The organism is Pseudomonas sp. NBB, assembly GCF_032701105.1.
GTDB lineage: Bacteria > Pseudomonadota > Gammaproteobacteria > Pseudomonadales > Pseudomonadaceae > Aquipseudomonas > Aquipseudomonas asiatica.
The window spans coordinates 1,884,284-1,905,359 of record NZ_CP103994.1; the positions used below are offsets into that span (position 1 = coordinate 1,884,284).

Here is a 21,076-nt window from a genome sequence, read left to right on the forward strand (position 1 = left end):
CCCGTAACCGGGCTGCGTTGCGCCTTGTTGCCAGCTTGCGCGGCCCTCCGGTCTTCCTCCTGCTTTCCGAGATCCCAGATGTTGCGTAAATCCCTCAGAGTGCAAATTCTCTCCCTGCTCGGCGGCAGTCTGGTGGCGATGTTGCTGATCGCCCTGGTGTGCTTCCAGTTCCTTTCGTCCAGCGTGCGCGGCTACGCCGAGCTGGTCGACGGGCCGCTGCGGGCCTCGCAGTTGATCGACGAAGCCAACCTGCAGTTCAAGATCCAGGTGCAGGAGTGGAAGAACGTGTTGTTGCGCGGGCGCCAGCCGGCTGACATGGACAAGTACTGGCAGCAGTTCCAGGCTCGCGAGCAGCAGGTGCAGCAACTGCTCGGGCAATTGATCGACAGCAGCGACGCCAGGCTCAAGGCGCCGCTGCAGCAACTGCGTGACAGCCACCGGCAGCTGGGCCAGACCTATGCGCAGGGGCGCCAGGCATTCCAGGCGGCGGGCGGCGACCCGGTGGCCGGCGATCTGGCGGTCAAGGGCGTGGACCGCGCCGTCAGCGAGCAGATGAGCGAACTGGTCGAGCAACTGCGTGCCGATGCCCGTCAGCACGCCGCCAGCCTCAGTGCCGGTGCCGAGCGCACGGTATGGCTGGGCTTGCTGGTGATGCTGGCCTCGGCCGTGCTGGTGGGGCTGCTCAGCCTGTGGCTGGTCAACCGCAGCCTGATCGAGCCGATCCGCCAGTTGATCGAGTATGTCGCGCAGCTGAGCCAGGGCCGCTTTGCCGCCCGGGTAGACAGCCGCCGTGAGGACGAACTGGGCCGCCTGGCGCGGGCCGCCAACACCCTGCGCGATTTCCTCGCCGACACGGTCGGCCGGCTGCAGGACAACGCCCAGGAACTGGAAGGCGCCAGCGGCCAGCTGCGCAGCATCGCCGGCGACATGGCCCGTGGTACCCACGACCAGTTCCAGCGCACCGACCAGGTGGCCACGGCCATGCACGAGATGTCCGCCACTGCCCAGGAAGTCGCCCGCCACGCCGCGGAGGCCGCCCGCGCTGCGGACGACGCCGATCACAGTGCCCAGGCGGGCGAGCAGGTGATGCAGCAGACCATCGACATCATCGGCGTGGTCAACCGCGAAATCGCTGGCACGGCGGCGGTGATTCGCGACCTTGAGCATGACAGCGCGCGCATTGGCAAAGTCCTTGAAGTGATCCGCGGCATTGCCGAGCAGACCAACCTGCTGGCGCTCAACGCGGCCATCGAAGCGGCCCGTGCCGGCGAGGCCGGGCGAGGTTTTGCGGTCGTCGCCGATGAAGTGCGCAGCCTGGCCCAGCGCACGGCGGCGTCGATCGCCGAGATCCACCAGATCATCGAGGCGGTGCAGTCGGGGGCGGTGGAGGCGGTCAAGGCCATCGAAAGCGGCCAGCAGCGCAGCGAGGAGGGTGCCGAGCAGGTGCAGCAGGCCGGGCAGATGCTGCAGCGCATCACCCTGGCAGTGGAAGCGATCCGCGACATGAACCGGCAGATCGCCACGGCGGCCGAAGAGCAGACCAGCGTGGCCGAGGACATCTCCTGCAACCTGATCGAAATCACCCGCATCGCCACGGCCAACCAGCAGGCGGTGCAGCATACCGAACAGGCGGGGCAGCGCCTGCATGGGTTGTCGGGGCAGCTGGGTGAAGTCACCTCCCGCCTCACCGCCTGACGCGGCTCTTGTGGGAGCGGCCTTGTGTCGCGAAAGGGCCGCGCAGCGGCCCCAGGGTATCAGCATCCATGCAGAGATTGCCGGGGCCGCTTTGCGGCCCTTTTGCGACACAAGGCCGCTCCCACAACGGTACGGCGCCAGGTTGGCTACTGGGGAAACCCGCCACTTCCACTGCTTCATTCCATGCCCTCTGGCGGATTGCCGCCATCTATCCCGTCGCGCGCCCCCTGTATCCACTGCTCCAGACCCAGTTGGCACGTTCCCTGCTCAAGGCGGCGCGCGTGTACACAACAACTGGATAACATCAATGAAGAAATTCCTGCTGACGTTCCTCTGCCTGGGCGTCATCGGCTGCTCCAAACCCGCGGAACCGGAAAAGACCGTCGACGTGCTGCTGATCGGCGGTGGCATCATGAGTGCCAGCCTGGGTACCTACCTCACCGAGCTGGAGCCCTCCTGGAAGATCGACGTCTATGAGCGCCTGGACCAGGTGGCCGAAGAAAGCTCCAATGCCTGGAACAACGCCGGCACCGGTCACTCCGCGTTCTGCGAGTTGAACTACACCAGTGTGGGCAAGGACGGCAATATCGATATCAGCAAGGCCGTTGGGGTCAACGAGCAGTTCGAGGTGTCCAAGCAGTTTTGGGCCTACCAGGTCGAGCAGGGCGTGCTGAGCAACCCGAAGTCGTTCATCAACAACGTGCCGCACATGAGTTTTGTCTGGGGTGACGACAACGTCGCCTTCCTGCACAAGCGCGTCGACGCCCTGCAGCACAGCTCGCTGTTCCGCGGCATGGAAATCTCGGAAGACCACGAGCAGATCCGCAAGTGGGCGCCGCTGGTGATGGAGGGCCGTGACCCGGGGCAGAAGGTCGCCGCCACGCGCATGGCCATCGGTACCGACGTGAACTTTGGCGAAATCACCCGCCAGTTGTTCGCCGCGATGACCCGCAACCCCAATGTGTCGCTGAACCTGCGTCATGAGGTGCGTGACATCGTGCGCAACGACGACGGCACCTGGCATGTGCGGGTGCTCGATCTGGCCAACGGCGGCGAGGAAAAGGCCGTCAACGCCCGCTTCGTGTTCATCGGTGCCGGTGGTGGCGCGCTGAAGCTGCTGCAGAAGTCGGGCATTCCTGAAGCCGAAGGCTACGCCGGCTTCCCGGTCGGTGGTCAGTTCCTGATGACCGACAACCCCGACCTGGTCGCCCGCCACCAAGCCAAGCTGTACGGCAAGGCCTCGGTTGGCGCGCCGCCGATGTCGGTACCGCACCTGGACACGCGGATGATCGATGGCAAGCAGGTGCTGCTGTTCGGCCCGTTCGCCACCTTCTCCACCAAGTACCTCAAGCACGGCTCGCTGCTGGACATGTTCGCCTCGCTGAACAGCCACAACGTGCTGCCGATGGTCAATGCCGGTATCGATAACATCGACCTCAGCACCTACCTGATGGGGCAGCTGATGCTCAGTTTCGATGACCGCATGAACGCGCTGCGCGAGTACTTCCCCAACGCCAAGAACGAAGACTGGAAGTTGCTGCAGGCCGGCCAGCGGGTGCAGGTGATCAAGAAGGACCCGGTCCTGGGCGGTGTGCTGCAGTTCGGTACTGAAGTGGTGGCGGCGCAGGACGGCAGCATCGCTGCGTTGCTGGGAGCTTCGCCGGGTGCCTCGACAGCGGCGCCGATCATGCTGACCGTGCTGGAAAAGACCTTCAAGGACCGTATCCAGTCGCCAGCCTGGCAGGCCAGGCTCAAGGAAATCGTGCCGAGCTATGGGCAAAAGCTGAACAACAACCTGGCGCTGACCAACCAGACCCGGGCATGGAGCAGCGAGCGCCTGCAGTTGCTGTATGTGCCGGTGGAGGCCGAGGTGTCGCACTGACCTGCACAAGTTGTTGGGGGCTGCCTTGCAGCCCTTTCGCGACACAAGGCCGCTCCCACAAGGGGGGGGCGCTGGGGCCGGGCACTTTTCAACGCACAACAAAAAGCCCGCACAAGGCGGGCCTTTTGATGAGGATTTGGTCGGAGAGACAGGATTCGAACCTGCGGCCTTCTCGTCCCGAACGAGACGCGCTACCTGGCTGCGCTACACTCCGATGAAGGAAATCCTACTGCATACTTTTTTTGCACGCAAGCCCTTGTTGTTAAAAGGGCCTTTGCAAAAAACAGGCTGCGATCAGAGCTCTTTGACGGTGCGGATCTGGTCCTTGTTCAGGCGCGTGCGCTTGCCGTCCAACTGCTCGAATTCGTAGAAACCGGAGTCTTCATCATACTTCGGTGTGTCGGTGGCCTGGATTTCGCGACCGTCGTTCAGGGTAATGACGGTTGGCGATGCGCAGCCAGCGAGGGCGCCCAGGCCCAAGGCGAGCAGGAAGGCGGGTAGGGTCCGTTGAATCATCGTGTTTCTCCAGTGCGATGGTGCTAGATGACATTAAGACGCAGGGTGTCCACGCAAGTTCCGTCTACAGTGCAGCATAGCGGCAAACCTGTGGCATTGATCGAGGGCAAGGGCCACGGGCGTCAAGCTGTGATGGGCGCGTGCTGTGTTATAACTGCGGCCATCCCATCTTCTTGTGACGGACCCCCATGAAAGCCAAGGCAGATACCCCCTTCGTGCCGCTGAACATCGCCGTGCTCACAGTCAGCGACACCCGCACCTTCGACACCGATACCTCCGGCCAGATGTTCGTCGACCGCCTGAGCGCGGCTGGCCATCGCCTGGCCGAGCGCGTGCTGCTCAAAGACGACTTGTACAAGATTCGCGCCCAGGTCGCCACCTGGATTGCCGATGACAGCGTGCAGGTGGTGCTGATCACCGGCGGCACCGGCTTTACCGGCCGCGACAGCACGCCCGAGGCCGTGGCCTGCCTGCTGGACAAGCAGGTAGAAGGTTTTGGTGAGCTGTTCCGGCAGATTTCCGTGGCCGACATCGGCACCTCCACCGTGCAGTCCCGCGCCCTGGCCGGGCTGGCCAACGGCACCCTGGTGTGCTGCCTGCCGGGTTCGACCAACGCGGTGCGCACCGGTTGGGACGGTATCCTCGCCGAGCAGCTGGATGCCCGCCATCGCCCGTGCAACTTCGTGCCGCACCTGAAGCAGGCAGCGGCCTGCGACAGCCGTGGCTGAGGTTACCCAGGCCCGGCCGCTGATGCCGGTAGAGCAGGCCTTGGAGCAGCTGCTGGCATTGGCCGAAGCGGCACCTATCCGTGACACCGAGAACCTGCCACTGGCCGAGGCCGAAGGCCGTGTGCTGGCCACCCACCTGGTGGCTTCGCTCGACCTGCCGCCTTGGCCGAACAGCGCCATGGACGGTTACGCCCTGCGCCTGGCCGACTGGCAGGCCGAACCACTGCCGGTCAGCCAGCGGATTTTCGCCGGCCATGCGCCGCAGCCGCTGCAGCCGGGTACCTGCGCACGCATCTTCACCGGGGCACCGCTGCCCGAAGGTGCCGACTGCGTCGAAATGCAGGAAAACACCGAAGTGGCGGAGGATGGGCGGGTACGCTTTCTCGAAGCGCTGAAGACCGGGCAGAACATTCGTCCCCAGGGCCAGGAAACCCGCAAGGGCGAACAGGTGATGAGCGCCGGCACCCGGCTTGGGCCGATCGAGCTGGGCCTGGCCGCGACCTTGGGCCACGGCCGGCTGGATGTGGTGCGCAAGGTGCGGGTGGCGGTGTTGTCCACTGGTGACGAACTGGTCGAACCTGGCCTGCCGCTGGGGCCGGGGCAGATCTACAACAGTAACCGCCGACTGCTGGTCAGCTGGTTGCAGCGGCTGGGCTGCGAGGTGGTTGATGCGGGCATCCTGCCGGATGACCTGGCACGTACCCGCACCTGCCTGGCTGAACTGGGCGATGTCGACCTGATCCTGTCCACCGGCGGTGTCTCGGTGGGTGAGGCCGACTACCTCGGTGCCGCCCTGCGCGAAGCCGGCGAGCTGGCCTTGTGGAAGCTGGCGATCAAGCCGGGCAAGCCGCTGACCTTCGGCCACTTCCAGGGCGTGCCGGTAATCGGCCTGCCGGGTAACCCGGCCTCGACCCTGGTCACCTTCGGCCTGCTCACCCGGCCCTACTTGTTGCGGCGTCAGGGCGTGACCGATGTTACGCCGTTGCGCTTTGACATGCCGGCCGGCTTTGACTGGCCCAGGGCTGGCACGCGCCGCGAGTACCTGCGCGCCCGCATCGAGCAAGGCCAAGTGCGCATCTACAAGAACCAGAGTTCGGGCGTACTGCGCAGTGCGGCCTGGGCCGAGGGGCTTGTAGAAGTGCGTGAAGGCAGTACACCGAAGCAGGGTGACAGCGTGCCCTTCATTCCCTTCAGCGAACTACTTGGCTGAGCGGCCCAGCCAGGCACTGGCCAGCGGCGCGGCCTCGACCGGTGCCGCCAGGGCCAGGCGCATGTGCACGTTCTCCAGTTGCTGGGCGGCCACGCTCCAGTCGTGGCGCTGGCGGGCAAACTGGCGCCCGGCGTCGCTCAACTGGCTCATGCGCCAGGGCTGGTTGAGCAACTGGGTGATCAGCAGCGCCAACTGGTCGCCATCCTCACTGCCCAGGTAGTGCTCACCGTTGTTCGCGGCCAGGCCTGAAACGCCCTTGCCGGTGGTGATTACCGGCAAGCCGGCGGCCATCGCTTCGAGGATTTTTACCTTGGAGCCACCGGCATAGCGCAGTGGTGCGAAGAACAGTGCCGAGCGCCGCTGCAGTTCACGCAGGTCGGGGCGGTAGCCGAACCATTCGATGCGCGGGTCGTTCCAGTGCAGTTTCCAGCTGGCCGGCATGGCATGCCCGGCAATCGCCAGGCGCACCGCCGGGTTGCTCATCCAGACCTGCGGCATGATGTCTTCCAGCGCCCATTCGATGGCCTCCAGGTTGGCGCCATACTCGAAGTTGCCAACGAACAGCAGGCGCTGGCTGTGCAGCGCGGGTTGCACGTGCTGGTAGAAATCACAGTCCACGCCATTGACCACCACGTTCACCGGGCGCCCGCTGATCTGCGCGATCAATTCGGCATCGTGGGCGCTGACTGCCACCAGTTCGGTGGGTTGGCGCAATACCCGCTGTTCCCAGCGTCGATAGCGCCAGCGGTCGAAGGCGTTGAGCGGGCGCAGCCATAGCGGCAGGCGATCGTGGCTGGCGCCACCCATCACCGATTCCAGGGTGTGCTCGCTGAGCATGTACGGCAGTCCGCGTGCCTGCAGGGCCTTTTCGAAGGGCTGGAAACTGTAGCTGTGCTCGATCTGGATCACGTCCCAGGGCTCGTCCAGCAATTGCTCGAAGCGGTGCCGCAGGCAAGGGGCCAGACCATTGATAATTGCCCGCATGGGGTAAACGATAATCGGCGAGGCCAGCAGGTTGAGCGGGCTGTGCAGGGGCCGTCGGGGCAGCACGATCAGGCGCTCGAGCAGCGGCTCCAGGGCCTCGCGGGCGGCATCGTCGAGGGGGATCTTCGATTGCACCAGCAGGGTAATCCGGTGGCCCCGCTGTGCCAGTGCGCGTATCAGGTGGTATTGCCGGGTCTTGCTGCCGCTGGTGGTTGGCCAGGGCAGGTACGGCAGTGTCCAGAGAATGCGCATGACCCGGAATCCTCGCTAAAGGCTGCGGATAGCAAGACGCGCCCGTGGGCAGCAGTGGTAGAACCACTGCCGGGGGCGCGTCCGTGGCAATAAAGTGTATTTGCTGAGCATAGCCGTGCATTGCCAGGCGTGTGGGAAAAGACCGGCCTACGCAATTAAATACTGGGAGCGGCCTGCTATTTTTTCGGGCGCATGCAACGATCCGCGACTGCAAAGGGTCGAGATCTGGGTTGATCACTTCACGGAGGCGCGCACATGCAAGGGCGCAAGGCAATGCTGATCCTGCACGGCAAGCAGGCCATGAACGAAGACGTGCGCAGCGCCGTGCATGGCCTGCGCGACAGCGGCTGGGTGCTGGATGTGCGGGTCACCTGGGAGGCCGGTGACGCCCAGCGCCTGGTCACCGAGGCGCTGGCCGCCGGCTACGACCACATCGTCGCCGGAGGCGGGGATGGCACGCTGCGTGATGTCGCCGAGGCCATGGGGCTGGCAGGTACCCAGGCCAGCCTGGCGTTGTTGCCGCTGGGCACAGCCAACGATTTTGCCAAGGCCGCCGGCATACCCCTGGAGCCTGCCACGGCCCTGGCCTTGCTAAACATATCCGCACGGCCAATAGACCTGGGCCAGGCCGGCGACCAGTTGTTCCTCAACATGGCCACGGGCGGTTTTGGCAGCCAGGTCACGGCCAGTACCTCCGAAGACCTGAAGAAAGTACTGGGCGCGGCCGCCTACCTGTTCACCGGGTTGTCACGCTTCAGCGAACTGCAGGCCGCCTCGGTAGAGCTGCAAGGGCCAGGCTTCGACTGGCAGGGTGACCTGCTGGCGCTGGGGATCGGCAATGGCCGCCAGGCCGGGGGTGGGCAAGTGCTATGCCCCGAGGCCCTGGTGAACGACGGCTTGCTCGATATCGCCATCCTGCCGGCACCTCAGGAGATGGTCGGGACGTTGCGTGAGCTGTTGGCCGGTAACGGTCTGTTCGTCAGGGCCAGGTTGCCCTGGGTGGAGATCAAGTGCTCGCAGGGGCTGGACATCAACCTCGATGGCGAGCCAGTGCAGGCCGAAAAGTTACGCTTCCAGGCCAAGCCCGCTGCATTGCGGCTACACCTGCCAGAGGGGTCTCCGTTGCTCAGTCGTCCAGGCTGATGATTTTCTCGCGCACGGCGAACAGCACCAGGCCGGCCACGTCATGGATTTGCAGGCGTTTCATTACTTGCGAGCGGTGGGTTTCCACTGTCTTGATCGACAGGCCCAGGCCGGTGGCGATTTCCCGGGTGGACTTGCCACGCACGATCAGGCGCAGGATCTCCAGCTGTCGCGCCGTGAGATTATGCCGCTCGCCAGCTGGTTGCTTGCCCTGCCTGGTGTGCAGCAGCGCCTGGTTGATGACCGTATGAGCGACGGCTGGGCTGAGATAGCGCTCGCCGTTGCGCACCGCGGCCAGGGCCTGTTCCAGCTCGGTGGCGCTGGTGTCCTTGAGCAGGTAGCCGTGGGCGCCACTTTCCAGTGCCCGCATGATCAGGTCCGGGTCGGTGTGCATCGACAGGATCAACACTTTGCAGGTGCTGCCGCTGGCGCGTAGTTGGGTGAGGGCGTCCAGGCCGCTGGTCGAGCGCATGGAGATGTCCAGCAAGACTATGTCCGGCGCCAGCGTGCGCACCTGTTCGAGCAACTGGCTGCCGTCGTCGGCTTCACCGATCACGTCATAGCCGGGAATATCGCACACCAGTGCGCGCACACCGGCGCGAATCAGCGAGTGGTCGTCTACCAGCAGCAGTCTACAGGTCATGGGTTGCAGTGCTCCTGGCGCGTTGCTGAGTGCGCGGTGGCCATGGGAACATCGCCTCGATGTGCGTGCCCAGGCCGAGCTGGCTGGTGATGTCCAGGCTGCCCTGCAACGCGGTTACCCGCTCCTGCATACCGGCCAAGCCCCGCTGGCCTGCTTCGGCCGGTTGCCTGGCGGGCACGAAGCCGCGGCCATCGTCTTGGATTGACAGCGCCAACCCCTCGGGGGTGCGCTGCAGGCGGATGACCAGATTGCGTGCCTGGGCGTGGCGCAGCATGTTGGTCACGGCTTCCTGGGTAATGCGGAACACCGCCATGGCCACGGCCTCGTCGATGCCCCCCAGGCGCTGGTTGCATGCCAGGCTCCAGTGAACGCCGCTGTTGCCCAGGGTGCGCACCAGGTGTGCGCGCAGGCTGGCCTCCAGGCCCAGACTGGCCAACTGCCGCGGGTTGAGCAGGGCGGAGACATCGCGCACGTTGCCCAAGGTGTCATCCAGCGTGCTGCGCAGCGCGTCGCAGTGGCCTTGCAGCTCGTCGGGCATGCGCTTCTGCAGCCACTGCAGCTGCAGCTTGGCGGCGGTGAGCAACTGGCCGATGTCGTCGTGCAGTTCCCGGCTCAGGTGCTGGCGCTCGCCTTCCTGGACTTTGAGCATGCGCTCGGCCAGTTCCGCCGGGCGCAGGCTGATCGACCTGGCACCCAGGGCCAGGTGCACGGTAGCGCCCAGTGTGGCGACCAGTTGCAGCACCAGCAGGCTGGCCGGGATCACCTGATCGGCCAGGTACAGCAACAGGTTGGCGACCAGCGAGGCCATGCACAGCCCGACAGTTGCCCAGCGCAGCAGGGTAGTGCGGGAGCAGCACCGCGAAGAAGTGTTCAAGCGTGGAAACATAGGTAGGGAAGCCACTGAAGTATTGCTGATGGAGGCCTTGCACAATCCATGTCAGAGGCTTTGGAGCAGTACTTGCCTTTTTCTTTCAAACACATGATCTTGCGACCTTGCTGCTCGCAAGCGTTTTGGGGCTGCATATTACCACTTCGCAGTGCATTGGTCGCGATCGGGTAACGCCATGAAACGCCGGCGGGGCGGGCGCTGGAGGGTGGCAAAGTGCCGCTTTGCTTGATCGCGCAACAGGCACTTGCCATGGAACTTGTGTGCTGTTGATTCAACTTGGCCCCCCTCAACCTGAAAAGCCTCGAGAATTTTCCAGGTTCGGCCAGGGTGGGCCTGAATAAACGTGCCCGGCTGCATTTTGCGCCAGTTCAATAGGTGGCAGATGAGCGGCCGGAGTGCGTGCTGCCTGCCGTCTCGGAATGCGGGTGGATGCATACGCTGCCTTGCTCGTCGCAGGGTGTGCAAGGTTGTGCAAACGTTTGCTGCACGGCCTTGGCCAGTTCACCCAGCAGCACCAGCTGCTCGCCGATGTCCATGTTAAGCCGCCCGGTGCAAGGGTCGACCAGTTCCAGCTGCCAGGCTAGCAGGGTCAGGCAAGCCCCTACCGCGGGCAGGGCTTCGCGCTGCAGGCAACCGACCTGACAGGCCGGTGCCAGCAACTGCTGCAGGGCGGTGGTGTAATGGGCGATTTCGCGCAGGCCCAGATGTGCGGCCTGTCGAGCGAGGTTGTCGAGGGCATTTTCCAGGTAGTGGCAAGCATCCGGGTCGTTGTCGATCAGTTCCAGATGCTGCAGGCATTCCTGGGCCTGGGTCAGCAGTACCTGGGCATCCAGCAGGAAACCCTGCAGGGCGTTATCGAACGACAAGGCGCTGTCCATCATGATGCCCCCGCGCGTGGGGCTGGCACAGGGGACGGGCACGCCAAAACGATAGCTAGCAAAAGCCTGACTCCATTCATGCAATGAGAATGGCGTCACATTAATGGCTAAAGGATATCGCGAACATCAGGTTTCACCCGATTGTGGCTAAGGGTTTCCCTGATAAGGGCCTCAGGTGGGGAACTTTTGCTGTCCCGCTGAATCACCCGCGCTTCCCGCAGTAAAGCATGATGGTAAAGTGATATCAATTGCCTTCACGGCATTTTCCCGCAAGGGTCAAGGTGTGCGTGAAGCCGCCGATACAGGGTGGCTGATTTCACATTTTCCGACTTAAGCCTGGGGGCTTTCCAATGGCTGGCATTCTCGACACGGTAGACCAACGCACGCAACTGGTGGGTGAGAACCGACTGGAAATCCTGATGTTTCGCCTGGCCGGCCGCCAGTTGTTCGCGATCAACGTGTTCAAAGTGCAGGAAGTGCTGCAGCTGCCCAAATTGACCCTGATGCCCCAGCGCCACGCTTTCGTCTGCGGCGTAGTCAACCTGCGCGGCCAGACCCTGCCGGTGATCGACCTGTCCCAGGCGATCGGCATGCGCCCGCTGCAGCCGGGGCCGGACAGCACCATCATCGTCACCGAATACAACCGCTCGGTGCAGGCTTTCCTGGTGGGCGGTGTCGACCGCATCGTCAACATGAACTGGGAGGCGATCATGCCGCCGCCGTCCAGCGCCGGACGCCAGCATTACCTGACGGCCATCACCAAGGTCGATGACAAGCTGGTGGAAGTGATCGACGTGGAGAAGGTGCTGGCCGAGATCGTGCCCTACAACGCCCGGGTTTCCGGCGACAAACTCGCCGATCCGGTGCTGGCCCGGGCCCGCGGCCGCGAAGTGCTGCTGGTGGACGATTCCAGCGTGGCCCTGGCGCAATTGCGCGACACCCTGTCCCAGCTGGGCGTGAAGCTGCACGTGGCCAGTGATGGCCTGAAGGCGCTGCGCATGCTCAAGGGCTGGGCCGACGCTGGAGAGGATGTGTGCGAGAAGCTGCTGATGGTGTTCACCGACGCCGAGATGCCGGAAATGGACGGCTACCGGTTGACCACCGAGATCCGTGGCGATGCCCGTTTGCGCCGGCTGTACGTGGTGTTGCACACCTCGCTGTCGGGCAGTTTCAACGAATCCATGGTGAAGAAGGTTGGCTGCGACAACTTCCTGTCCAAGTTCCAGCCCGATCGCCTGGTCGACGTGGTCAAGCAACGCCTGTTGCTGGATGCCGCTACTGCGTGATCCCGGCCCCTGCCGGGTATAAGCTTGGCGTTTTGGCATGACGCGAGGCGGCAGGGATGTTTCTCAGTGAGCTGTATCGGTACCCGGTGAAGTCCGGGCAGGCGCAACGCCTGCAGGCTTCACCGGTGGGGTTGCTGGGGTTGCAGGGCGACCGGCGCTGGATGGTGGTGGAGGAAGAAAACGGACGCTTCCTTACCCAGCGCGCCTGGCCTCATCTAGGCCAGATCAAGGCAAGTGATGATGACAGCGGCCAGTTGCTGCTGGAATCACCTGGGCAAATTCCCTTGCGGGTACCTGTGCCACCTACCGATGACGCCCTGCGCGGCGTGACCATCTGGCGCGATACCTTGCGTGTGCCGGATGCGGGCGATGCGGCGGCGGCCTGGCTCAGCCAGTTGCTGGGCAAGGCCGTGCGCCTGGTGTATTGCCCGGAGCAGCGCGCGCGTTATCTGCCCAATGGCTATGGCTTCAACAGTGACCGGGCGGCGTTCCCCGACGGTTTCCCGTTGTTGCTGATCAACCAGGGATCGCTGGAAGAACTCGACCGCCGTATCGGCCGGCCCATGGAGGTGCTTCGCTTTCGGCCCAACCTGGTGGTGCAGGGGGCCGAACCGTTTGCCGAAGATGGGTGGAAGCGGATCCGTATCGGCAGCCTGGAATTTCGCGTGCTCAAGCCCAGTGTGCGCTGCATCTTTACCACCATCGACCCGGCTACCGGCGAGCGTACCGAGGACCGCGAGCCGATGGCCACGCTCAGGACCTTCCGTGAGAAGGAGGGGGATGTGCTGTTCGGGCAGAACCTGGCAGTGGATGGCAGTGGGCGGTTGGAGGTAGGGATGAAGGTCGAAATCCTGGAGTAGCTGTGTTGCCTGTGCCGGCCTCTTCGCGGGTAAACCCGCTCCCACAGATACTGCACCGCATTCAGGACCGGTGAAATATCTGTGGGAGCGGGTTTACCCGCGAAGAGGCCGGCGCAGGCTCAGTAGCAATCACATGTCATCGAAATACCGCTCATGCCAATCCACCAGTGGCTGCGGCGAGTTCAGCTTCTGCCCATAGATCACCGAATACGACAGTACGTTCTGCACATACTGGCGCGTTTCGTCGAACGGGATCGACTCCACCCACACATCGAAGCTCAGGTGCTTGGCGCCTTTGAGCCACTGTCGCACGCGTCCCGGCCCGGCATTGTAGGCTGCCGAAGCGAGCACCCGGTTACCGTTGAACTGGCTGTGCACCTGGCTCAGGTAGGCCGCGCCCAGCTGGATGTTCTTGTCCGGGTTGAGCACCTGCGCCGGTGATGCCAGAGGGATACTGAACTTGCGCGCGGTTTCCTTGGCCGTGGCCGGCATCAACTGCATCAGGCCGCTGGCACCCACCGGGGAACGGGCATCCTCCATGAACGCACTTTCCTGGCGGGTAATGGCGAAGACCCAGCTCGAATGCAGGCCGCGGACCTTGGCCTCGCGCACCAGGGTGTCGCGGTGGGCCATCGGGAAGCGGATGTCCAGGTCGTCCCAGTACTGCGCCTGGCTGATGGTTCGAATGGCCGGGAAGTACCAGCGCAGGTCGTAGCCCAGGCGCGCCTGGGCGACCATTTCGTCGCGGGTGAAGTGTCGGCTGACGTGGTACCACTCGCGGCGGCCTTCGACGATCTGGCCACGGGCGTGGAACTCCAGGGCACGGCGGATGCCCGGGGTGTTGCGGACTTTGTTGACTAGCTGCGGGCTGAGCACCAGCGGCTTGTTGTTCAGCTGGTAAGGGGTTTGTGCCCGGTCGGCGGCGAGGAAACCGTAGAAGTCACGTTCACGCGCCACGGTCTTGTACAGCAGCGGGATCTGTGGGTTGTTCGGTTGCGCCAGCTCCAGGCTGCGCGCCTGCCAGTACTTCCAGCGGCTGCTGTTGGCCAGGTCCTGGGGCAGGCGGCGGGTCAGCTCGTAGGCGTCTTCCCAGCGGCCCAGGCGCAGCAGCAGGCGCAAGCGCCATTCGCTGACGGTGTTGTCACGCAGCTCGGGGTCGTAACGGGTCATCAGGTCGAGCGCGCGCGGGTCGTAGCGGCGCGCCAGGGTCAGGCCGATTTCGCGGGCGATGGCCACCTTCTCGTCGCGTGAAAAGTGCATGCGCTGGGCGTAGTCGTCGAGCAGCGCCATGGCCCGCTCCGGGTCCTGTCGGGCCAGGCGGCGCAGGCCGAGGCTGACTACGTCGGACATGGCTTCGTTGGCCGGGGTGAAGCGCGACGGCTGGTTGAGCAGCTCGGGTTTCTGCGCCACCTCTACCAGCAGGCGCCCCTGCGGCGCGAGGGTGGTCAGGGTCTTGACCAGGTTGTTGGCCAGGCCGTAGTTGCGCGCCTGGGCCGCCAGCTTGGTGCGTTGCCAGCGCTTGGCCTCGGTCAGTTGGCCCTCGGCCGCCCACATGCCGAACAGTGTGTCGCAGGTAGCCGGCTGCGACTTGCCGACGTTCCACAGTTTGTCGGCCGTGGCAAAACCCTCGGCGCGCAGGCCGTGGCTGAGCTGGTACTGGCCGTTGAGGCAGTCCAGTTCGGTGAAGTTGAGCTTGGGGTCGTAGTACTTGACGAAAGTGTTCCATTCGCCGCGTTCGGCCAGCCAGCGCAACCAGCGCAGTTTCATCCAGTTGGCCTGGGGCAGGTCGCCATGCTTGGCAAGGAAGCCTTCGATTTCCTGGTTGCTCGCGGTTTTCAGGCGGGCGGTGAGTTCGTCGTAGGCCAGGTAGGGCGTCAGCGGGTAGTCGCTGAGGGCCTGGGCATAGCGCAGGTATGGGCCTTTGTCGCCTTTGGCCAGCGCGCGCTTGGCCTCGTCATAGTACTGGCGTTGCAGGGTAAGATCGGCGGCCTGCGCCGCGCAGGTGGCGGCGGTGAGCAGCAGGCAGGATGCAATATGTAACAGGCGGCTGCGCATGATACGTCCGGGCAGTTGAACCATGGGGAAGTGACGGCGGAGCCAGCACTGTTGGAAGCTATTGCCTTAGCTTAGCTGTTTGCCGGCGGCGGGTGAAAGCACTGTGCTTGTATCGGGATATTAAGTTCGACCAGATGTCGCAAAGCCCTTGCCGGATGACCAGGCGGATGCCGTCGGGGGCCAAGTCAGGTAGAATGCGCGCCCGATTTATGGAGACCAACATGACCCTGCTCAAATTCAGCGATGTGTCCCTCGCATTCGGCGCCATGCCGCTGCTGGACAAAGTGTCCTGGCAGATCGCTCGTGGCGAGCGGGTGTGCATCATCGGCCGCAACGGCACCGGCAAGTCGAGCATGCTGCGCCTGGTCAAGGGCGAGCAGAAGGGCGACGACGGCGAAATCTGGCGTGCCCCGGGCCTGAAGATCGGCGAGCTGCCGCAGGAGCTGCCGGTGGCCGACGAGCGCACGGTGTTCGATGTGGTGGCCGCAGGCCTGGATGGTGTGGGCGATCTGCTGGCGCAGTTCCATCACCTGAGCCTGAACATCCAGGGTGATGAAGACCTGGAAAAACTCATGCACGTCCAGCACGAGCTGGAAGCCCGTGACGGCTGGCGCCTGCAGCAGGTGGTGGAAAGCACCCTCAGCCGCCTGCAGCTGCCGGCCGACAAGACCCTGGCCGAACTGTCCGGTGGCTGGCGCCGCCGCGTGCTGCTGGCCCAGGCGCTGGTGTCGGAGCCCGACCTGCTGCTGCTCGACGAGCCGACCAACCACCTGGACATCGGTGCCATCGCCTGGCTCGAAGAGGCCCTGCGCGGCTTCAATGGCGCGGTATTGTTCATCACCCACGACCGTTCGTTCCTGCAGAACCTGGCCACCCGCATCCTGGAACTGGACCGCGGCGGCCTGATCGACTGGAACGGCGACTATGCCAGCTTCCTGGTGCACAAGGAGGCCGCACTGGCCGCCGAGGAAACCGCCAACGCGTTGTTCGACAAGCGTCTGGCCCAGGAAGAGGTATGGATTCGCCAGGGCATCAAGGCCCGCCGTACCCGCAACGAAGGCCGCGTACGCGCACTGAAGGCCCTGCGCGTGGAGCGCAGCGAACGCCGCGAGCGCCAGGGCAAGGCCAACATCCAGATCGAGGCGGCGGAAAAGTCCGGCAAGCAGGTAATGGTGCTGGAGAACGTCAGCTTCCATCACCCGGAAGGGCCTGTGCTGGTCAAGGACTTCTCCATGGTCCTGCAGCGTGAGGACCGCATCGGCCTGCTGGGCGCGAATGGTACCGGCAAGACCACGTTGCTAAAGCTGATGCTCGGTGACCTGGAGCCGACCGCAGGCAAGGTCGAGCGCGGCACCAAGCTGGAAGTGGCCTATTTCGACCAGATGCGCCACCAACTCGACCTGGAAAAGACCGTTATCGACAACCTGGCCGAAGGCCGGGACTTCATCGAGATCGACGGCCAGAACCGCCATGTGCTGAGCTACCTGGGCGATTTCCTGTTCAGCCCTCAGCGTGCCCGTACGCCGGTAAAGGCGCTGTCGGGTGGCGAGCGTGCACGGCTGTTGCTGGCCAAGCTGTTCAGCAAGCCGGCCAACCTGCTGGTGCTTGACGAGCCGACCAACGACCTGGACGTGGAAACCCTCGAGCTGCTCGAGGAGGTGCTGTCCAACTACAAGGGCACCGTGCTGATGGTCAGCCACGACCGGGCCTTCCTCGACAACGTCGTCACCAGCACCCTGGTGTTCGAAGGCGAGGGCAAGGTGCGTGAATACGTCGGTGGTTACGAGGACTGGATTCGCCAAGGGGGCTCGCCGAAGCTGTTGGGCGTGACCGAGAGCAAGGGCGGCAAGTCCGAGCTCAACAGCGCGGTGGTGGAGAAGGTAGAGGCCAAGCCGGCGCCTGCGCAGGTTGCAGTGGTGGCTGATGGTTCGAAGAAGAAGCTCAGCTACAAGCTGCAACGTGAGCTGGAAATGCTGCCGGGGCAGATCGACGAGCTGGAGCAGCGCATGGCCGAGGCCCAGGAAGAAGTGAATGCGGCGGGCTTCTATCAGCGGCCGATTGCGGAAACCTCGGCAGTGCTGGCCAAGATCGAGAAGCTGCAGGGTGAGCTGGATGTGCTGGTGGAGCGCTGGGCCGAGCTGGAAGGCTGATCGGCGTTAGCCTGGCCCGGCCTGTTCGCGGGTGAACCCGCTCCCACAAGGACCGCACCGCTGTTGAACGCGGTGCAGTACCTGTGGGAGCGGGTTCACCCGCGAAAGGGCCGGCACCGGTTGAATCATTCCTTCTTCTGCAAGCGCACCGCCAGTACATCGCAGGGCGCCCCATGCAGCACGTCATTGGCCGTGGACCCCAGCAGCAACGCCAGGCCATGACGGCCATGGCTGCCGACCACGATCAGGTCGCACTTCTGGTCCTTGGCCAGTTGGTGAATCTCCTGGCGCGGCTGGCCATAGGTCAGGTGCGAGTCGCCGCGGTGGATGTCCGGGTATTTGTTGAACAGGCGGTCCATGCGCTCCTTGGCCTGGTCGAACTGCTGCTGTTGCAGCTGCGACAGGTCCATCGGCACGTCGCCGCCGAACGCCATGGCCATCGGCTCGACGATGTGTACCAGCGAAACCTTGGCATTCGACGGCGCGGCCAGCGCCATGGCGCGTTTGATCACCGGGTCGCATTCTTCGGTCAGGTCGACGGCGACCAGAAGATGTTCGTAGGACATGAGCGGAACTCCTGACAATCGCGATAGAAGAAGTATGGTCGCTTTCGGGCGGGTCTTCCGTGAAAAATGGCTAACCAGCTCATTTGCAACGTTTTATGGGAACTACTGATATGACGGTATTGCTGGTGGTGTCAATCCTCGCGCTGATTCTCAGCCCGCTTTCCTGGCTGCGCACCTCGCGCAAGCAGAGCGAGCAGATGAAGCTGCGCCTGGAGGCTCGGCGCATGGGTTTGGCCATGCAGCTGGCGCCGCAGCAGTGGCCGCACTGGCTGGAAAAGGAACCGCCAAGCCCGTGCCCGCAATACCACCGGGCCCGTCGCCGCGGGCATGAGGACAGCTTCAGCTTCTGGCAGATCACCCCGGGGGTGTGGTGGAACCAGTGGCGTGAGCCCTGCGAGGACCCACGCTTCATGGAGGCCTTGGCGCGCTTGCCGGCGAGTGTCTACAAGGTCGAGGCCGATGCCCGGATGATCGCGCTGTACTGGACCGAGCGGGGTGATACCGCTGTGTTGCAGGATATTGCCCACGTCCTCGAAACCCTGGCCTGAAATTTGCCTTTGCGCGGCCCCTGTGGGAGCGGGTTTACCCGCGAAAAAGGCGACTCGGTGGATGGCACCGGCTTTGCCGGTGTTCGCGGGTAAACCCGCTCCCACAGGGCCCCGCTAAGCCCTCCCATTGGTCTTCTCATCCGAAGGCAAGCACATAACGACAAAGCGGCGGCTTGGCCGACCCCTGAAGGGGTGGGGTGCCAAGTCGCCGCTTTGCGTTCTGCTGCGCAGAAAAGGCCAGGCAGGCCGGGTATGCATTCAAGCAAGTGCCAGTGTAGCCGTTCAAGGCCGCCGCGCAAGGTAAAAGCTGCACCATTCTTCTGCGGTTCATGGTCAATCGCCGACATGAATGGTCAGCAATCACTGTCATCATGTTTTGTACCGGGACGCTACAAAATGACCGGAAAGTCGTGTTTTCACCTTGCTCGCGAGCATTTGACAACGCCGATCTTTTCGGAGAATGTGTGCACACCCAAATCAAACGGGCGTATGAATTGAGCGTTTGTATGTCATGACGCCAAGCCATACTTCCGACTAGCGCGCTGACGGGTGTGCCTGGGGCAGGGCAGCTAGGCCTGCTTTTGCTGCAGCGATCGGCGTGTACAGTTCAGCTTCCATATCGTGGAGATCAGTTGATGATTTACGAAGGTAAAGCCATCACGGTTAAGGCTCTTGAAAGTGGCATCGTCGAGCTCAAGTTCGACCTCAAGGGTGAGTCCGTCAACAAGTTCAACCGCCTGACCCTGAACGAACTGCGCCAGGCCGTCGATGCCATCAAGGCCGACGCCTCGGTCAAGGGCGTGATCGTCAGCAGTGGCAAGGACGTGTTCATCGTCGGCGCCGACATCACCGAGTTCGTCGACAACTTCAAGCTGCCCGAGGCCGAACTGGTCGCCGGCAACCTGGAAGCCAATCGCATTTTCAACGCCTTCGAAGACCTCGAAGTGCCGACCGTCGCCGCCATCAACGGCATCGCCCTGGGCGGCGGCCTGGAAATGTGCCTGGCCGCCGACTACCGGGTCATGTCCACCAGCGCCAAGATTGGCCTGCCGGAAGTCAAACTGGGTATCTACCCGGGCTTCGGCGGTACCGTGCGCCTGCCGCGCCTGATCGGTTCGGACAACGCCATCGAATGGATCGCCGCCGGCAAGGAAAACCGTGCCGAGGACGCCCTGAAAGTGGGTGCCGTCGACGCCGTGGTCGCGCCTCAACTGCTGATGGCCGGTGCCCTTGACCTGGTCAAGCGCGCCATCAGTGGCGAGCTGGACTACAAGGCCAAGCGCCAGCCCAAGCTGGAAAAGCTCAAGCTCAATGCCATCGAGCAGATGATGGCCTTCGAGACTGCCAAGGGCTTCGTCGCCGGCCAGGCCGGCCCTAACTACCCAGCCCCGGTCGAAGCCATCAAGACCATCCAGAAGGCTGCCAACTTCGGTCGTGACAAGGCCCTGGAAGTGGAAGCCGCAGGCTTCGCCAAGCTGGCCAAGACCTCGGTTGCCGAAAGCCTGATCGGCCTGTTCCTCAACGACCAGGAACTCAAGCGCAAGGCCAAGGCGCATGACGAAATCGCCCACGACGTGAAGCAGGCCGCCGTGCTCGGCGCCGGCATCATGGGTGGCGGCATCGCCTACCAGTCGGCGGTCAAGGGCACCCCGATCCTGATGAAGGATATCCGCGAGGAAGCCATCCAGCTGGGCCTGAACGAGGCCTCCAAGCTGCTCGGCAATCGCGTCGAGAAGGGCCGCCTGACCCCGGCCAAGATGGCCGAGGCACTCAACGCCATTCGCCCGACCCTGTCCTATGGCGATTTCGCCAATGTCGACATCGTCGTCGAGGCCGTGGTCGAAAACCCGAAAGTCAAGCAGGCCGTGCTGGCTGAAGTGGAAGCCCAGGTGAAGGACGATGCGATCCTCGCTTCCAACACCTCGACCATTTCCATCAACCTGCTGGCCAAGGCGCTCAAGCGCCCGGAAAACTTCGTCGGCATGCACTTCTTCAACCCGGTGCACATGATGCCGCTGGTGGAAGTCATCCGTGGCGAGAAGTCCAGTGAAGTGGCGGTTGCCACCACCGTGGCCTACGCCAAGAAAATGGGCAAGAACCCGATCGTGGTCAACGACTGCCCGGGCTTCCTGGTCAACCGCGTGCTGTTCCCGTACTTCGGCGGCTTCGCCAAGCTGGTAAGCGCCGGTGTCGACTTCGTGCGTATCGACAAGGTCATGGAAAAGTTCGGCTGGCCGATGGGCCCGGCGTACCTGATGGACGTGGTCGGCATCGACACCGGCCACCACGGCCGCGACGTGATGGCCGAAGGCTTCCCGGACCGCATGAAGGACGAGCGCCGCTCGGCCGTTGACGCACTTTACGAGGCCAACCGCCTGGGCCAGAAGAACGGCAAGGGCTTCTACGCCTACGAAACCGACAAGCGCGGCAAGCCGAAGAAGGTCGCCGACGCCACCGTGCTCGACGTGCTCAAGCCGATCGTCTTCGAGCAGCGTGAAGTCACCGACGAAGACATCATCAACTGGATGATGATCCCGCTGTGCCTGGAGACCGTGCGCTGCCTCGAAGACGGCATCGTCGAAACCGCTGCCGAAGCCGACATGGGCCTGGTCTACGGCATTGGCTTCCCTCCCTTCCGCGGTGGTGCGCTGCGCTACATCGACTCGATCGGTGTGGCCGAATTCGTTGCCCTGGCCGATCAATACGCCGACCTGGGGCCGCTGTACCACCCGACCGCCAAGCTGCGTGAAATGGCCAAGAACGGCCAGCGCTTCTTCAACTGAGCGGTCAA

At 63.7% G+C, this 21,076-nt stretch carries 17 protein-coding genes, 1 tRNA gene and 1 pseudogene; 11 read left to right on the forward strand and 8 right to left on the reverse strand.

What is annotated here, in order from left to right; all coding sequences use genetic code 11:
• Positions 1-651 precede the first annotated feature (651 nt).
• The 3 genes and pseudogenes from NY023_RS27695 to mqo all read left to right on the forward strand — a co-directional run.
• Positions 652-762, forward strand: a pseudogene (locus tag NY023_RS27695) (hypothetical protein); the annotation flags it as partial.
• A gap of 228 nt (positions 763-990) precedes the next feature.
• Positions 991-1,695, forward strand: coding sequence for a methyl-accepting chemotaxis protein (locus tag NY023_RS27700; RefSeq protein ID WP_410479882.1), 705 nt, complete (start codon positions 991-993; stop codon positions 1,693-1,695).
• Between the two features lie 307 nt (positions 1,696-2,002).
• Complete coding sequence (gene mqo, locus NY023_RS08790) at positions 2,003-3,577, forward strand: malate dehydrogenase (quinone) (RefSeq protein ID WP_013971696.1); 1,575 nt, start codon at positions 2,003-2,005, stop codon at positions 3,575-3,577.
• A 137-nt stretch (positions 3,578-3,714) separates the two neighbouring features.
• Here mqo and NY023_RS08795 read toward each other — a convergent pair.
• Positions 3,715-3,791, reverse strand: a tRNA-Pro gene (locus NY023_RS08795).
• Positions 3,792-3,871: 80 nt separating this feature from the next.
• On the reverse strand, positions 3,872-4,093 hold the full coding sequence (locus NY023_RS08800) for a YgdI/YgdR family lipoprotein (protein ID WP_013971697.1): 222 nt from the start codon (positions 4,091-4,093) through the stop codon (positions 3,872-3,874).
• Between the two features lie 188 nt (positions 4,094-4,281).
• On the opposite strand from NY023_RS08800, the gene moaB reads away from it, so the two are divergent.
• The gene (gene moaB, locus NY023_RS08805; protein WP_013971698.1) at positions 4,282-4,821 is read left to right on the forward strand and encodes a molybdenum cofactor biosynthesis protein B; all 540 of its coding nucleotides are present in this window, start codon (positions 4,282-4,284) and stop codon (positions 4,819-4,821) included.
• A gap of 22 nt (positions 4,822-4,843) precedes the next feature.
• Positions 4,844-6,031: a gephyrin-like molybdotransferase Glp gene (gene glp / locus NY023_RS08810; protein ID WP_044039961.1), complete on the forward strand. Its 1,188-nt coding sequence runs from the start codon at positions 4,844-4,846 to the stop codon at positions 6,029-6,031.
• On the opposite strand, the gene NY023_RS08815 is transcribed toward glp, so the two are convergent.
• Positions 6,020-7,267 (reverse strand): glycosyltransferase family 4 protein, encoded by a 1,248-nt coding sequence (locus NY023_RS08815; RefSeq protein ID WP_013971700.1) that lies wholly within the window; start codon positions 7,265-7,267, stop codon positions 6,020-6,022. The genes glp and NY023_RS08815 overlap by 12 nt on opposite strands.
• Positions 7,268-7,522: 255 nt before the next feature.
• Here NY023_RS08815 and yegS point away from each other — a divergent pair, with 255 nt between their 5' ends.
• Positions 7,523-8,410, forward strand: a complete 888-nt coding sequence (gene yegS, locus NY023_RS08820; protein ID WP_013971701.1) for a lipid kinase YegS — start codon at positions 7,523-7,525, stop codon at positions 8,408-8,410.
• Here yegS and NY023_RS08825 read toward each other — a convergent pair.
• The 3 genes from NY023_RS08825 to NY023_RS08835 form a co-directional block, all read right to left on the reverse strand.
• Entirely contained in the window at positions 8,394-9,053 is a 660-nt protein-coding gene (locus NY023_RS08825) for a response regulator (RefSeq protein ID WP_013971702.1), read from the reverse strand. The genes yegS and NY023_RS08825 overlap by 17 nt on opposite strands.
• Positions 9,043-9,939 carry a sensor histidine kinase gene (locus tag NY023_RS08830; RefSeq protein WP_013971703.1) on the reverse strand — a complete coding sequence of 299 codons (897 nt, stop codon included), beginning with the start codon at positions 9,937-9,939 and terminating at the stop codon, positions 9,043-9,045. Before NY023_RS08830 ends, NY023_RS08825 begins: the two co-directional genes overlap by 11 nt.
• Positions 9,940-10,310: 371 nt before the next feature.
• On the reverse strand, positions 10,311-10,820 hold the full coding sequence (locus NY023_RS08835) for a histidine kinase (protein WP_031324484.1): 510 nt from the start codon (positions 10,818-10,820) through the stop codon (positions 10,311-10,313).
• Between the two features lie 350 nt (positions 10,821-11,170).
• Between NY023_RS08835 and NY023_RS08840 the strand changes: the two genes are divergently transcribed.
• Both NY023_RS08840 and NY023_RS08845 read left to right on the forward strand, forming a co-directional pair.
• The gene (locus NY023_RS08840) at positions 11,171-12,106 is read left to right on the forward strand and encodes a chemotaxis protein CheV (protein ID WP_013971705.1); all 936 of its coding nucleotides are present in this window, start codon (positions 11,171-11,173) and stop codon (positions 12,104-12,106) included.
• A 56-nt stretch (positions 12,107-12,162) separates the two neighbouring features.
• Entirely contained in the window at positions 12,163-12,966 is an 804-nt protein-coding gene (locus tag NY023_RS08845; protein WP_013971706.1) for an MOSC domain-containing protein, read from the forward strand.
• Positions 12,967-13,095: 129 nt separating this feature from the next.
• Here NY023_RS08845 and NY023_RS08850 read toward each other — a convergent pair whose 3' ends face one another.
• A complete protein-coding gene (locus NY023_RS08850; RefSeq protein ID WP_013971707.1) occupies positions 13,096-15,021 on the reverse strand; it encodes a transglycosylase SLT domain-containing protein in 1,926 nt (641 codons plus the stop codon).
• A gap of 221 nt (positions 15,022-15,242) precedes the next feature.
• Here NY023_RS08850 and NY023_RS08855 point away from each other — a divergent pair, with 221 nt between their 5' ends.
• Positions 15,243-17,171 (forward strand): ATP-binding cassette domain-containing protein, encoded by a 1,929-nt coding sequence (locus NY023_RS08855; RefSeq protein ID WP_024086579.1) that lies wholly within the window; start codon positions 15,243-15,245, stop codon positions 17,169-17,171.
• Between the two features lie 125 nt (positions 17,172-17,296).
• On the opposite strand, the gene NY023_RS08860 is transcribed toward NY023_RS08855, so the two are convergent.
• Positions 17,297-17,737, reverse strand: coding sequence for a universal stress protein (locus tag NY023_RS08860; RefSeq protein WP_013971709.1), 441 nt, complete (start codon positions 17,735-17,737; stop codon positions 17,297-17,299).
• A 110-nt stretch (positions 17,738-17,847) separates the two neighbouring features.
• Between NY023_RS08860 and NY023_RS08865 the strand changes: the two genes are divergently transcribed.
• Both NY023_RS08865 and fadB read left to right on the forward strand, forming a co-directional pair.
• Complete coding sequence (locus tag NY023_RS08865; protein WP_013971710.1) at positions 17,848-18,285, forward strand: hypothetical protein; 438 nt, start codon at positions 17,848-17,850, stop codon at positions 18,283-18,285.
• 635 nt (positions 18,286-18,920) lie between these two features.
• Positions 18,921-21,068, forward strand: coding sequence for a fatty acid oxidation complex subunit alpha FadB (gene fadB, locus NY023_RS08870; protein WP_013971711.1), 2,148 nt, complete (start codon positions 18,921-18,923; stop codon positions 21,066-21,068).
• Positions 21,069-21,076 lie beyond the last annotated feature (8 nt).